This window comes from Rhodococcus rhodochrous, from assembly GCF_014854695.1.
In the GTDB taxonomy this organism is placed as follows: Bacteria; Actinomycetota; Actinomycetes; order Mycobacteriales; family Mycobacteriaceae; genus Rhodococcus.
The window spans coordinates 138,904-152,137 of record NZ_CP027557.1; the positions used below are offsets into that span (position 1 = coordinate 138,904).

Sequence of the window (13,234 nt, forward strand, 5' to 3'; positions counted from 1 at the left end):
GACAGCCATGGTGACCTATCCCGGCGCGCAGGAGTACGTACCCGACAGCCGCGACCTCGCCGAACTCGCGGCCGCATCCGCGGGATGCCGGGGATGCGATCTCTACAAGGCCGCCGAGCGGACGGTCTTCGGCGCAGGGGTACGCGACGCGCGCATGCTGTTCGTCGGCGAACAACCGGGTAACGAGGAGGACCTCGCGGGAGAACCGTTCGTCGGGCCCGCAGGGCACCTGTTCGACAAGGCCCTCGAACGCGCGGGTATCGATCGAGGGACGGTGTACGTGACCAACGCGGTCAAGCATTTCCGCTTCGACCGATCCGCCAACGGCCGCAGACGCATCCACAAGAAACCGTCGGGTGGGCAGGTCGCGGCGTGCCGGCCGTGGCTCGAGGCCGAACTCGACGCCGTCCGCCCCGACGTGGTGGTGTGCCTCGGAGCCACGGCCGCGCAGTCGCTGCTCGGTAAGGACTTCAAGCTCACGCAGCACCGCGGGGAGGTCCTGCACCTTCCCGAGGAGCTGTGCGGGTCGTGCGATCCGGCGGTGGTCGTCACCGTGCACCCGTCGGCGGTGCTGCGGGCGAAATCGCAGCGCGACGACATGTTCCGCTCGTTCGTGCAGGACCTGGAACGCGCGGCGTCCTTGTGACGGTTCAGCCGGTGGTTGCGAGCCCGGCCGCGAGCCCGAGCGCCACCGACATCGCGCACACCTCGAGGACGGCGTTGCGCAGCGACTCCTCCTCCGGCAGGCGGTGCGCCGAGGCTGCGGGGAGCCAGTTGCGCCGCCAGTTCCACGCGAGCCCCAGCAGCGCGCACAGCACGATCGCCTTCGCGAGCACGACGCGTCCGTAGCCCGTGCCCAGAAGCGCGGAGACCGAACCGAGCCGCACCGCCGCGTCGACCATCCCCGTGATCACCAACGCCACGACGCACCGAAGGGCCAGCTGCGAATAGCGCGGCAGCAGTTCCGCCCATCCTCCGCGGCCCCGCACGGTGACGGCCAGCGCCACGAGCACCCCGAACCACACTGCGGCCGCGAGCACGTGCACGGCGTTGAACAGCGATCCCAGTGGTTGCTGCGCCATGTGGCCGGTGACCGGGCGGGCGATCAACGCGAGTGCCGCGGCGACGAGCACCGGGAGGGTGGACCACGACGCCGACCGGCGGTACGCCACCGCGGCGACGACGACGATCGCGGCAATGCACACCCATGCCGCCGCATCCACGCGTCCCGTGGTGGTGCCGACGAACTGCCCGAACCGCCCCACGTCCAGGTCCGCGGCGGGAACGTCGGCCGCGGTGGACGCGGCCCAGGCGAGGTCGACGCTCGCGAGCGCGAGCCAGACACCGCCGAGCGCGGCGATCGTCCGCCACAGCGTGTCGGAGGAGACGGCGGGACGGCGTTGCCGCTGCACCATGACGGCCAGGACCGCGAGTCCGAGCACGGTCGAGCCGACGCACAGCCCGATCGCCCGCACCGAACTCGAGGGAGCGGGCAGGGCGAGGGAACCGGCCACGGCGATGCCCGCGACGGTTCCGAAGGCAACGCCGGCAGCGGCCACGACGAGCCACTGCCGGCGTTCCGGGATCATGTGGGTCAGGCCTTCGGCTTGCGCAGCGCGAAAGCGAGACCTGCGGCGACCACGACGACACCTGCGACGACGAACCACCACACGGCAGGTCCGCTGCTGTCGCTCTCGCCCGACTCCGCGCCGGTCTCACCGGTCGCGGTGTCACCGGACGCCGCCTCGCCGGGCGTGCCGGTTCCCTCCTGGGTGAGCGTGAAGGTGCGGGTTCCGCTGACGGGATGCCCGTCGGCAGAGGTCACCCGGTAGGCGATCGTGTACTCGCCCACGGGGCCGAGACCGTCGAGTTCGACGGATGCGTTCGCACCCTCGATGATCGGGTCGCTCTTCGACCACAGGTTGCCGTCCGGCCCGACGACGGTCAGGGCCGCGAACTGCTCCTGCAGGTTCTCGTTGAACGTCACGGTCACCCGATCGGGTGCCTCGGCGATCTGCTCGCCGTCCTCGGGCGAGCTCGACAGCACCACCGAGTGGGCGGCCGCGGAACCGACGGACAGGGTCAGCGCCGCGATCAGCGCGGTGAGGAGAACGAGGATGCGCTTCATGCCCGCCGCCCCCGGATCACGGCGCCGAGACCGAGTGCGGCACCGAGCGCGCCCAGCACCAGACCGATACCGCCGAGCCAGCGCGCGGTGCTGTCGGTCGTCGTGCCCTCCGACGCCGCAGCGGTCTGCCCGGTGTCGGTGACGTGCGCGTCGCCGCTGCCGCCGTGCCCGTCGCCGCTACTCGTCGCGAGCGTCAGGCTGGGGGCGGGACGCTCGGGCTCCTCGTCGCCGGTCGTGATCTCGTCCCACGCCACGACCTCGCCGTCGCTGTAGGTCTGGATTGCGGGGAAGGCGACCTCGTCCTCCTGGGGCAGCGGCCCGACGGACAGGACGAACTGCTGGAACTGCCCCGGCCCGACCTGCACGTCCGGCTCGGCGGTCCACGTCACGGAGGTCGCGAGCTGCGACTCGGGATCCTTCTCGACGGTCGCCGTCCAGCCGGGCAGCGGCTCGGTGCGCGCCGAGCGCAGGCCCGGAAGCTCGACGGTGAGTGCCGTCGTGCCGGCGGTCTCGGACTCGGTGGGGACCCGGAAGGTCAGGACGGTGTAGCCGCCCTGCTCGGCTCCGGGTGCGACGACGGTGACGTGGGCCGAAGCGATGCCGGCGCCCGCGACCATCAGCGCAGCGGTTGCTGTCGCGCCCACGAGGGCGCGACGGGAGAACTCGAACATATGTGGTCTTTCTCGTGGTTGGAGGATCGATCGTCACAGCACAGCCGTGGCGAGCGGTGGTCCTCTCCGCGAGATGGCCGGGGGTGCACGTCCCCACACCAGCCGGTCGGTCGACGAGGTAGGGGCGAGCACGGCGGGTGCGGCGACCCACGGGCCGCGCAGCAGCACGACCCGCAGCGCGGTGCCGCATGCCGCGTACACGTGGGCCGCGGCGCTGAGCAGCACCGCGCACACCGCCACGGCCAGCGTGTGGGCGCCCAGCATGGACACCGACAGGTGCTCGTGGCCGGGCACCAGCACGGTGAGCGCGACGTGCGTGGCCGCCTGCCCCCCGGCGAGGAGCACGAGCGGAGACAGCGACGGCTGGTGCGCGCCGAGGATCCCGACGATCGCCGCGACCGCGACCAGCAATACCGCGACCGGTCCCGTCGGCACACCACCGCCGGCGGAGCCGTGGGCGGCCACCGCCAGCACCGCGGTGGCGATGCCCGCGGTGGTGCCGAGAACGGTCGGGTACCTGGTCACTGTCGGTCGTGCTCGTTCCTGATGTGCAGGCCGTGTCAGCGCACGCCGAGGCGTGCGAGAAGATCCGCTTCGATGCCGTCGAGTTCCGACGAGATCGCCGCATGCGCCGACTTCCGGCGCGCGGCCGGCATCTGCTCGGCCGTCTGCACGGCGGCGGTCAGATCGGTGAGGCGTTCGCGGGTCGCCGTGGCGAACTTCTGCGTCTCCGCGTCCTTGGGATTGCGCTGCTCGACCTTCGCGAGCGACTGCTCCGCACCCGCGATGCGGGCACTGAGCCGGGCACCGTGACCGGTGAACGAACCCAGTTCCTCGATCGGCACCCCGAGCTGCTGCGCGCGACGCGAGTCGAGCTGACCGCGCAGCGCCGTCACGGCCTGGTAGACGATCGGGACGAGCACCGGCGCGAGCAGACGCGCGACGCCGAGATAGCGGCGCACCTTCGCTGCGGTGAGGCCCTGATTCTCAGCGGCCTTCTTCTGTGCCTTGAGGGTCGCGATCTGTTCCTTCTCGACCTTGGCCTGCGACCTCACGAGTTCCTGGTCGAGCTTGACCTGCGACTTCGCGAGCTTCTTGTCGATCTTCGCCCGGGCCTTCGCTGCCCGCCGGTCGTTCTCGAGCCGATTCTTCGCGACCAGTCTGGCCTCGAGCTTCGCCTTGGTCCTCAGCGCCTTCGCTTCCGCCCTGCGAGTCGCGCGACGCTTCCGTGTGAACAACCCCATCGAACAGCACCCTCCATTCGGTACGACACGACGCTCCGGCGCCCCGCGTCAGCCTAACGTGACGGTGCTGCTGCGAGCCGTCGCCTGTGCAGGGAATACCCTGGAATGTCGTGGACGCAACCGGAGAACTACCGCGGCCCCCACGCGGAGTGTCACAGCGCACAGCCGTCTCCCTCGAGGCCGCTGCGCTGACGAGGTGCCGCCACCGGGTCTATCTCGACGCCACCTTCCCCGACGAACTCGCAGGTGCACCCGAGAATCCGGGTGCGCGGCAACGCCAGGAGGCGGCGGCTGCGCATCGCGAGGCGATCCGCCAGACGCTGTTCGACGCCGACCCGGACGGGTGGGCGCTCATCGCGCCGGAAGGACCGATGTCGCAGCGCGCCGAGCGCACACTCGACGCGTGCCGCGCGGGCGCCGACCGCATCTGGGGTGCGGTGCTGCCGAGCGAACCCGACACCGGACGCCGCGGCCGCTCGGAGATCCTGCTGCGCGATGCCGAACGCGGTGGCTACATCCCGGTGATCGTCGTCAACCACAAGGTCACCGATCCCGGACGTGGCGCGCTCACCACCGATCTGTTCGTGTGGGCACCCGCCGTCGACGAGACCCGCAAGGTGCGCAGTCAGGTGCGCGACCAGATGCGCCTCGCGCACCTGTACCGGATGCTCGAGCGTCACGGACTCGCGAGCCCTGCGAAGGTCGCCGGGGCGATCGGCTACGGCGGCGACTGCATCCTCGTGCACGATCTCGACCAGATCCTCGACGACTACGACGCCCGCCTGGCGGACCGTCTCGAGGTCGCGCGGGGTCTGGCTCCGACGGCGCCGTCGCAGATCGGCGAGTGCAAAACCTGCCCGTGGTGGGACCGCTGCCGCGCCGAGCTCACCGCCACCCGGGATGTGTCGCTCGTCGCGCCGGGGCAACGTGCCGTCGTGCTGCGCGAACTCGAGGTGCACACCATCGACGGGCTCGCCCGGTGGGAAGGGGAGGAACCCGAGGCGTGGCCGCAGGGTTCGTTCGAGGACGCGATCGTCACGGCGCGGGCGTGGATCGCCGGTGTGCCGCTCGTGCGTCGCTACCGGCACGTGCACGTCCACCGCGCCGACGTCGAGGTCGACATCGACATGGAGAGTTACCACGAGCACGGCGCCTATCTGTGGGGCACGCTCCTCAATTCGGGATCGTCCTCGGAGTACATCCCGTTCGCGACGTGGGAGCCCGTGCCGACCGACGACGAGGCACGCTCGTTCGCCGAGTTCTGGCGCTGGCTGTCGGACCAGCGGCGCGCGGCCGAACGTCGCGGGAAGACCTTTGCGGCCTACTGCTATTCGCGGTCGGCGGAGGACAAGTGGTTGTTGTCGTCGGCGCGGCGGTTCCACGGCTTCCCGGGTGTGCCGGAGCTCACGGAGGTCAAGGCGTTCATCGGTTCGAACGAGTGGGTCGACATCTTCCAGGCCGTCACCGACCAGTTCGTGTGCCCGAATGGCAAGGGGCTCAAGAAGATCGCGCCGATCGCGGGGCATCACTGGCGCGACGCCGAGGCCGGGGGTGAGGCGTCGATGAGCTGGTACCGCGAGGCCGTGGGCATGGCGGGCGAGCCCGATCCGGCGCAGCGTGTGCGGTTGCTCGAGTACAACGAGGACGACGTGATCGCCACGAAGGTCCTGCGCGAGTGGATGAGTGATCGCGCGGTGCTGGACATCCCGTTCATCGAGGACCTGTAGCGCAGGTCGTGCCCCGTGCATGGTTCCGGCGGCAAGCTGATGCCGGCACACGTGCCCCGGGGCGGCTCCGGACGCCGAGCTGCGCCGGCTGTCCCGATCCGCGACTCGTCGTCGTTCGTCGTCGGCGGCCTGTACCTGCACGGTTCGGCCGCGAAGATGCAACCCGACCCCGACCTGGTGAGATTCGACGGATCCGTGAGACTCACAGGCCTGCTCTGAGCCGGATCAGGGCGTCCACCACAGGCGCGCCGAACATCGGTGGATCGTTGTGTTCGAGACCGCCGAGCTCGACCCGCTCGTGCAACTGCCGGGCGGCATCGGCGACCGCCGCGCTCTGGGCAGGCGGGACGATGCTGTCGGCGGTGCCGTAGACGACCGTGATCGGCACGTCGATGCGGCCGACGAGATCGGCGACGGGGAACTCGTCCTTCAGTGCCGCGGCGGGGACGAACGGATAGTGGTGCCGGGCCACGGCGGCGAGATCGGTGAACGGCGAGCGCAGCAGCATCGCGGCGGGAGGGTTGTCGACGGCGAGCGCGGTGACCACGGCGCAGCCGAGGCTCTCTCCGAAGTACAGCAGCCGGGTGGGGTCGACGTCGTCGCGCGAACGGAGATAGCCGAGCGCCGCGCGGGCGTCGGCGGCGAGACCCTCCTCGGTGGGGGAGCCGGGATTGCCGCCGTACCCGCGGTAGTCGAACAGGAGCGTCGAGAAACCCGCCGCGGCGAGGTCGGCGGCGGTGTCGACGCGGCCGAGGCGGTTGCCGCCGTTACCGGGGGCGAGGAGGACGGTGAAGCCGGCTCCGGGTCCGTCGGGAGCGCGACCGGGCACGAACCAGGCGTCGAGCTCGAGACCGTCGGCGGTGGTGAGCACAACGTCCTCGGCGCCGGGCAGGACGGTCGCGGCGGACGGGGGAGCAGAGCTGTCGGGCAGGTAGATCAGGCGTCGTTGCAACGCCCAGCCGGCGACGCCGACGAGCGCGACGACGAGCACCACGGCGAGAACGATCCGCATGGGACCGGTCTAACGCACGTGCGCGTTCCCGGTGGCCGGAACCACCGGAAACGCGCACGGAAGGGACGTGATTACCGCGGCGCCATGCGCAGCGCACCGTCCATGCGGATGGTCTCGCCGTTGAGGTAGTCGTGCTCGACGATCATCTGCGCGAGCTGCGCATACTCGGCAGGCTGGGCGAGCCGCGACGGGAACGGCACACCGGCCTCGAGGCCCTTGCGGTACTCCTCGGTGACACCGGCGAGCATCGGGGTGTCGACGATGCCGGGGGCGATGGTGTTGACGCGGATGCCGAACTGCGCGAGGTCGCGTGCGGCGGGGACGGTCATGCCGTGCACGCCACCCTTCGACGCGGAGTACGCGATCTGGCCGATCTGGCCCTCGAACGCCGCCACCGAGGCGGTGTTGATGATGACGCCGCGCTGACCCGACTCGTCGACCGTCTCGGTCTTGGAGATCGCGTCGGCCGCGAGGCGCATGACGTTGAAGGTGCCGAGCAGGTTGACGGTGATGACCGTGCGGAACAGCTCGAGGTCGTGCGGGCCGTTCTTCGACAGGATGCGGCCGGCCCAGCCGACACCGGCGCAGTTGACGACGATGCGCAGCGGAACACCGGACTCGACGATGCGGTCGACGGCAGCCTGCACTTCGTCGCCGCTGGTCACATCGGTGGCGAGGAGCGTGACACCCGCGGGTGCGGCATCGCCGACGCGGTCGATGGACTGCTGCAGGTCGAGGCCGAAGACGGTCGCTCCGGCGTCGGCGAGGCGGCGTGCGGTTGCGGCGCCGAGACCGGATGCGGCACCGGTCACCAGTGCCGCGGATCCCTGAATCTCCACTGTTCGTATCTCCTGTCCCGTGTGAGTGTCGTTCGTCACGAACCCTAACCGGTGACGGCCGCGGGTTCCGCGGGGGTCGCGGTCCGGCGGCGCAGTGCGACGACTCCCATCGCCGCGGCCACGAGACACGCGACGGCACCGAGCAGCAGTCCGGCCCGACCACCCCACTGCTCGCACACCCATCCGGCGATGGGACCGCCGATGGCCGTGGAACCGAGGAAGGCGACCGACCACAGGGCCATCACCCGTCCGCGCATCGTCGGCGCGGAGGCGAGCTGCAGCGAACTGTTGGTGGTGGATGTGAACGTCACGCTCAGTGCACCGACGATCACCATGAGCACGATGAGCGTGGTCAGGTTCGGGGCCGCGGCGGCGACCGCCATGGCGATGCCGAACGCGAGGGAGGTGAGGATCAGCGGCCTGGTCCCGGTGCGGCCCCAGGTGGCGACGGCGAGCCCACCCACGACCGATCCCGCGCCCATCGCGGCGGTGAGGAAGCCGTAGGCCCCGGCACCGGCTGCGAAGGTGTGGTCGGCCAGGACCGGCAGGACCACCTGGAACTCGAAGGCCAGACATCCGACGAGCGCCATCATCAGCAGCGGGACGGCCAGGTCGGACGTGCGGCGGACGTAGGCGAAGCCCTCGCGCAGCTGTCCCTTGGCGCGGGCGGCGGCGGGGGAGCGCTGAAGCCGGGAGACGTCGAGTCGCAGCAGCGAGGTGACGACGGCGACGAAGCTCGCAGCATTGAGTAGGAAGCACACGCCGAGGCCGCCTGCGGCGATGACCAGGCCGGCGACGGCCGGGCCGATCATGCGCGAGCACGAGGCGAGGACCGACTGCAGGCTCACGGCGTTGCGCAGGTCCTCCGGGCCGACGAGTTCGAGCATGAACGACTGTCGCGCGGGGTTCTCGAAACACTGGTTGAGGCCGAGCGCGACCGCCAGGACGTAGACGTGCCACAGGGCGATGGTGTCGGTGACGACGAGCAGCCCCAGGATCAGGGCCTGCACACCCATGAGGGTCTGCAACCCGATCATGAGCCGGCGCTTGTCGGAACGGTCGGCGACCACCCCGCCATAGGGACCGAGCAGCAGCATCGGCACGGTCTGCAGCGCGAGCACGATGCCGATGGCGGTCGCGGAGCCGGTGAGCTGCAGGACGAGCCACGACTGCGCGACCGTCTGCATCCACGTGCCGATGAGCGAGACGGCCTGGCCGCTGATGTAGAGGCGGAAGTTGGGGCCGCGCAGGGCCGCGAAGGTCTGTCCTCTGAGGTCGGCGAGCATCGTCACGGGCGACCCCCCTCGGCGGAGGGGCGCGGTGAATCGGCGACGCGCTGCGAGAGTGCCTCCAGGGCGGGCAGTGCGTCGTGCAGAGCTTCGAGGTGCCGGTCGTTCAGTTCGGCGAGGTGACGGGCGAACAGGGCGGTGCGGCGGCCGCGCAGTTCTGCCGACAGTGCGGCACCGGCGGGAGTGATGTGGACGCGGACGACGCGCTTGTCGTCGGCGTCGGGGGACCGGGTGAGCAACCCGGCGTCTTCGAGTTTGCCCACCATGCGCGAACACATGGTGGGGTTGAGCCCTTCGATCTCCGCGAGTTCGCGGACTCCGATCGTCTCGTGGCGGGCGACGGTCGTGAGGAGAGTCGACTGCGAACGCGTCAGCCCTTCCTCCGAGGCGAACATGCCCATGCGGCGGGAGATCCGTCCGATCGCGATACGCAGACGGTGGACGTCTTCCGCGTCGAACGGAGGAGTTTCGGATCGAGGGGTGCTGTCCGTGAGTTCAGACATGGAACCACCTCCGAATTTATTTGCCTATCGGCAAGCATACTCCTGTCCGAAGCGGAAAGACACTGTTCGGAAGGGTGATCAGGAACGCATGAAGGCCGGGGAATCGTCCTCGGCGACACGGCGGGAGCGGCGGCGTACGACCACCATCGCGGCGACGGACAGCAGCAGGGCCACCGCGCCGGCGATCGGTCCCACGGCACCGGTCTCCGGGAACAGCCCGTCGCCGAGCATCCACGCGCCGAAGCCGAAGAACAACGCGGCGGCGCCGTAACGGATGGCGTTGTCGGGAAGGTGCCGGCCGAGCACGGCACCGATGACGATGGCCAGCGCGTCGGCGGCGACCATGCCGACGGTGGACCCGATCCACACCCCGGCCCAGTTGTTGTCGGTCGCGAGCGTGATGGTCGCGAGCATCGTCTTGTCGCCGAGCTCGGCGAGGAGGAACGCGGAGGTCACGGCGAGGAAGGCGGAGCGCGCCACGCGTCCGGCCTTGGACTGCTCGTCGTCGTCGAGGGAGTCGCCGCGCAGCGTCCACGCGCCGAAGATCAGGAAGGCGATGCCGCCGACGATGGAGATGGCGGTCGCGGGGATCGCGACACCCAGATAGTGCCCGACGGCGACCGACACGAGGTGAACCGCGGTGGTCGCGAACAGGATCCCCGAGAGGACGACCCACCAGCGATACCGCAGGGCGAAGGTCATCGCCATGAGCTGGGATTTGTCGCCGAGTTCGGCGACGAAGATGACTGCGAAGGACAGGACGAGCGCGGACCACATACGCGTTTCCTCCTTTCGTATGGAGGAAACGGGGCTTCCTCCGGACGCCGGACGCACGGTGCGACCAGCGGCCGAAGGTCTCGCCCACCGGAGGATGATCCGGTCCGCGGGGCCGGGCAGTGCCGTTGTCGGGCGCCGCCAGTATGTCGACCCTGCGATTGGGGGCTACTCCCCTTCGCCGACGACAACGTTAGCCCGGCGAACCGAATTCTGTAAAGGCAATGCTAACTTTCGGAGAACCGAACTTCCGTTTTCAGGGCGCCCTCACGAAGCGAGCAGCATGGCCAGAATCGCGGTGTCGGGGTCGTTGCCCGGATCCACTCCCACCTTGCTGACCAGCGCCGTCACCGTCCCATCCGGTTCGGCCTCGACCCACGCGGCGCGATGCTCGAGCCCGAGATGGGGGATGCCGGGGAGCAGCACACAGCCCGAGGCGGCGCCGGCATTCTCCGGTAGTGACGGCGTCGTCTCCGATGGTGGATGCAGCATGATCAGCGCCGGCGGCTGATGTTCGGCGAACCGCCCGGGCTGCACGGCACGCTCGCCGAGCACCGGACCCTCGGCGACCACGAGGCCGACGGTTCCGGGCTCGGGGTCGTCGGGCAGTTCTTCCTTGACCCCGAACACCGTCGAGGTGGGCAGCAGTCCCGGCAGTGACGCGATCCGCACCGTCATCGCCAGCACCTGGGCCCATTCACGGGTGGTCGCGGGCCATCTGCCCGAGACGACGAAGCCTCGAAGCGAACCGGCGGACTGGAATGCGGACAGCTCGATGCGGCTGTGTTCCTCGGCGTTCATCCCACTCCTCCCTCTCGGTCGGTAAGGGGAGAATGCCCGTTTTCTCCGTTGGCACACAAGAGGTGTCGAGTGCCAGCACTTCCGCTACACCTTTTGCCATCGGCTACAGCAATTCGCTGCGGCGGATGGCGATTCCTGTAGCGGATAGGAAAGACCAGGCCCGGAGACGACGAAGGGCGCCGGTCTCCCGGCGCCCTCGCTGTCGGTCTCGCGACCTGTGACCGATCCGTACTAGACGATCAGGCCCGAGGTGGCGGTGCGAGCGCGCTCGAAGCGAGCCTGCACGTCGGCCCAGTTGACGATGTTCCAGAAGGCCTTGACGTAATCGGCCTTGACGTTCTGGTACTGCAGGTAGAAGGCGTGCTCCCACATGTCGAGCATGAGCAGCGGGGTCAGGCCGATCGGGATGTTGCCCTGCTGGTCGTACAGCTGGACGATGATCAGACGCTGTCCGATCGAATCCCAGGCGAGGATCGACCAGCCGGAGCCCTGGATGGAGTTCGCGTTCGCGGAGAAGTGATCGCGGAACTTGTCGAACGAGCCGAAGGCGTCGTCGATCGCAGCAGCGAGCTCACCCTCGGGCTTGTCGCCACCCTCGGGGGAGAGGTTGTTCCAGAAGACGGAGTGGTTGGTGTGACCACCCAGGTGGAAGGCGAGGTCCTTCTCGAGCTTGGTCGCCTGGGCCGCCATGGTGCCGTTCTCGCGGGCCTCGGCCAGCTTCTCGAGAGCGGTGTTCGCACCGGCGACGTAGGTGGCGTGGTGCTTCGAGTGGTGCAGCTCCATGATCTTCGCCGAGATGTGCGGCTCGAGCGCTGCGTAGTCGTAGGGCAAGTCCGGAAGTGTGTATTCAGCCACGAAGGGTCCCTTCTTCACCGGGCCGTCCGGCCCGTGCAGTTATTCCGTACCTTTTCGGGTTTCCACCCAAGTCCATAACTACACCGTCCGCAACATTGGCCGTAATGCGGACACGATCGGACCCCGACTGTGTCGGAGAGCACCCGAAACCGTCCCTGCCTCCGGAAACGGCCCTCACCAGCGGGAACAGCCGGAGAACGGGACCATCGGCAACAGCTGCGTGAACGGGACCTTAACATTGGCGCGTGTTTCGGCCCTTCCTGAACGAACCGACACGCGGGGCCGATGCACCGCGTGTGGATCTGCCGGGCGTCGATGTCGTCCGGTTCGTCGCGGTCGCGGCCGTGCTCTACTCCCACATCGCCTTCTACCTGATCGACGACCTCGGGACGGGCTGGTGGGGCATCGACCTCACCTACGAGGTGCTCGTCAAGGGCGCCGGTCTCAACCAGCACCTGTCGTCCGTCGGGGTGACGGCGTTCATGATGCTCACGGGCATGCTCGTCACCCGGTCCGCGATCCGCCAGGACCGACGGAAGTTCCTCATCGCCCGGGCCGCGCGGCTCCTGCCGGCGTTCTGGGTGGCGATCCTCGCCGCGGTCGTGCTCGTGTGGCTCGGCATCAACGGCACCTTCAGCGGCCACACCACGGTGTCGGTCTCCGAGGCGTTCCTGTCCTTCTTCCTCGGTGCGTTCTTCCTGAAACCGCAGGTGATCGTGCTCGGCGTTGTGTGGACGCTCGCCGCGCAGATCTCGTTCTATCTGTGGTGCGTGGCGGGACGGTCGCTGCTACGGACGGCGCCGGTGGCGGTGCCGATGCTCGGCGCCGTGCTGTGCATGCTGGTGCTCCTCTACAACCTGTACGTGCCCGAGCCGTACACGGTGCCGTTCCTGTCGAAGATCGCGTCGACGCTGCCGACCCTGTTCCTCGGGCAGATCGTGTACTTCGGCTGGGCCGGACTGATCTCGCTGCGCGCCCTGCTGGCGGCGATGTTCGCGCAGATCGCGGTGATCGTGATGGCCACGGACATCAACGTCTACTGGTCGGGCAGCCGCTATCTGTGGACGGTGACGGTGGTCTTCGCGGCGGTCGTGCTGGTCGCGCGGTACGACGGGCGCCTCGCGCGCTCGACCGTCGTCTCCTGGGTCGCGACCCGCAGCTACTGCATCTACCTGACCCACACCCTCGTGATGTACCGGATCTACGAGAACACCGTGGGCCTCGTCGGCACGACCGCGGCGATCGTGCTGCTACTGATCGGCTGCGGTCTCGTCGCCGAGGTGCTGTACCGCAGCGTCGAGGTACCGGCTGCGCACTGGATCAAGAGCCGCTGGCTCGCGCCGAAGCAGGTCGCTTCCGACGAACGGACTGCCGCTCCGACCCGCGCGTAG

General features: G+C 69.3%; 16 protein-coding genes. 4 read left to right on the top strand and 12 right to left on the bottom strand.

Features of this window, described 5'->3' with window-relative positions; all coding sequences use genetic code 11:
* Window positions 1-7: 7 nt before the first annotated feature.
* Complete coding sequence (locus tag C6Y44_RS00615; protein WP_016695399.1) at window positions 8-646, top strand: UdgX family uracil-DNA binding protein; 639 nt, start codon at window positions 8-10, stop codon at window positions 644-646.
* Between the two features lie 4 nt (window positions 647-650).
* Here the strand turns inward: C6Y44_RS00615 and C6Y44_RS00620 are convergent, their stop codons facing one another.
* The 5 genes from C6Y44_RS00620 to C6Y44_RS00640 are packed head-to-tail and all read right to left on the bottom strand — an operon-like array spanning window position 651 to window position 4,043.
* Window positions 651-1,589, bottom strand: a complete 939-nt coding sequence (locus tag C6Y44_RS00620; protein WP_159417041.1) for a copper resistance D family protein — start codon at window positions 1,587-1,589, stop codon at window positions 651-653.
* Window positions 1,590-1,594: 5 nt separating this feature from the next.
* Complete coding sequence (locus C6Y44_RS00625) at window positions 1,595-2,128, bottom strand: copper resistance CopC family protein (RefSeq protein ID WP_006553373.1); 534 nt, start codon at window positions 2,126-2,128, stop codon at window positions 1,595-1,597.
* Window positions 2,125-2,799: a YcnI family copper-binding membrane protein gene (locus C6Y44_RS00630; RefSeq protein WP_159417040.1), complete on the bottom strand. Its 675-nt coding sequence runs from the start codon at window positions 2,797-2,799 to the stop codon at window positions 2,125-2,127. Before C6Y44_RS00630 ends, C6Y44_RS00625 begins: the two co-directional genes overlap by 4 nt.
* A gap of 33 nt (window positions 2,800-2,832) precedes the next feature.
* On the bottom strand, window positions 2,833-3,324 hold the full coding sequence (locus tag C6Y44_RS00635; protein ID WP_159417039.1) for a hypothetical protein: 492 nt from the start codon (window positions 3,322-3,324) through the stop codon (window positions 2,833-2,835).
* 35 nt (window positions 3,325-3,359) lie between these two features.
* Window positions 3,360-4,043: a DUF6474 family protein gene (locus tag C6Y44_RS00640; protein WP_088896852.1), complete on the bottom strand. Its 684-nt coding sequence runs from the start codon at window positions 4,041-4,043 to the stop codon at window positions 3,360-3,362.
* Window positions 4,044-4,192: 149 nt separating this feature from the next.
* On the opposite strand from C6Y44_RS00640, the gene C6Y44_RS00645 reads away from it, so the two are divergent.
* Both C6Y44_RS00645 and C6Y44_RS00650 read left to right on the top strand, forming a co-directional pair.
* Window positions 4,193-5,770: a TM0106 family RecB-like putative nuclease gene (locus C6Y44_RS00645; protein WP_159419078.1), complete on the top strand. Its 1,578-nt coding sequence runs from the start codon at window positions 4,193-4,195 to the stop codon at window positions 5,768-5,770.
* A gap of 15 nt (window positions 5,771-5,785) precedes the next feature.
* On the top strand, window positions 5,786-5,989 hold the full coding sequence (locus tag C6Y44_RS00650; RefSeq protein WP_225623685.1) for a hypothetical protein: 204 nt from the start codon (window positions 5,786-5,788) through the stop codon (window positions 5,987-5,989).
* Here the strand turns inward: C6Y44_RS00650 and C6Y44_RS00655 are convergent.
* From C6Y44_RS00655 to C6Y44_RS00685, 7 genes are all read right to left on the bottom strand, one after another.
* Window positions 5,973-6,782 (bottom strand): alpha/beta hydrolase, encoded by an 810-nt coding sequence (locus C6Y44_RS00655; protein WP_159417038.1) that lies wholly within the window; start codon window positions 6,780-6,782, stop codon window positions 5,973-5,975. The genes C6Y44_RS00650 and C6Y44_RS00655 overlap by 17 nt on opposite strands.
* A 71-nt stretch (window positions 6,783-6,853) precedes the next feature.
* Complete coding sequence (locus C6Y44_RS00660; protein WP_120281029.1) at window positions 6,854-7,621, bottom strand: SDR family NAD(P)-dependent oxidoreductase; 768 nt, start codon at window positions 7,619-7,621, stop codon at window positions 6,854-6,856.
* A gap of 44 nt (window positions 7,622-7,665) precedes the next feature.
* On the bottom strand, window positions 7,666-8,913 hold the full coding sequence (locus C6Y44_RS00665; RefSeq protein WP_174246956.1) for an MFS transporter: 1,248 nt from the start codon (window positions 8,911-8,913) through the stop codon (window positions 7,666-7,668).
* Window positions 8,910-9,413, bottom strand: a complete 504-nt coding sequence (locus tag C6Y44_RS00670) for a MarR family winged helix-turn-helix transcriptional regulator (protein ID WP_174246955.1) — start codon at window positions 9,411-9,413, stop codon at window positions 8,910-8,912. Before C6Y44_RS00670 ends, C6Y44_RS00665 begins: the two co-directional genes overlap by 4 nt.
* A 78-nt stretch (window positions 9,414-9,491) precedes the next feature.
* Entirely contained in the window at window positions 9,492-10,190 is a 699-nt protein-coding gene (locus C6Y44_RS00675) for a TMEM165/GDT1 family protein (RefSeq protein WP_159417037.1), read from the bottom strand.
* Window positions 10,191-10,454: 264 nt separating this feature from the next.
* Window positions 10,455-10,988 carry a hypothetical protein gene (locus C6Y44_RS00680; protein WP_024102643.1) on the bottom strand — a complete coding sequence of 178 codons (534 nt, stop codon included), beginning with the start codon at window positions 10,986-10,988 and terminating at the stop codon, window positions 10,455-10,457.
* A 231-nt stretch (window positions 10,989-11,219) separates the two neighbouring features.
* Window positions 11,220-11,843 (bottom strand): superoxide dismutase, encoded by a 624-nt coding sequence (locus C6Y44_RS00685; protein WP_006553395.1) that lies wholly within the window; start codon window positions 11,841-11,843, stop codon window positions 11,220-11,222.
* A gap of 296 nt (window positions 11,844-12,139) precedes the next feature.
* Between C6Y44_RS00685 and C6Y44_RS00690 the strand changes: the two genes are divergently transcribed.
* A complete protein-coding gene (locus C6Y44_RS00690; RefSeq protein WP_120281032.1) occupies window positions 12,140-13,234 on the top strand; it encodes an acyltransferase family protein in 1,095 nt (364 codons plus the stop codon).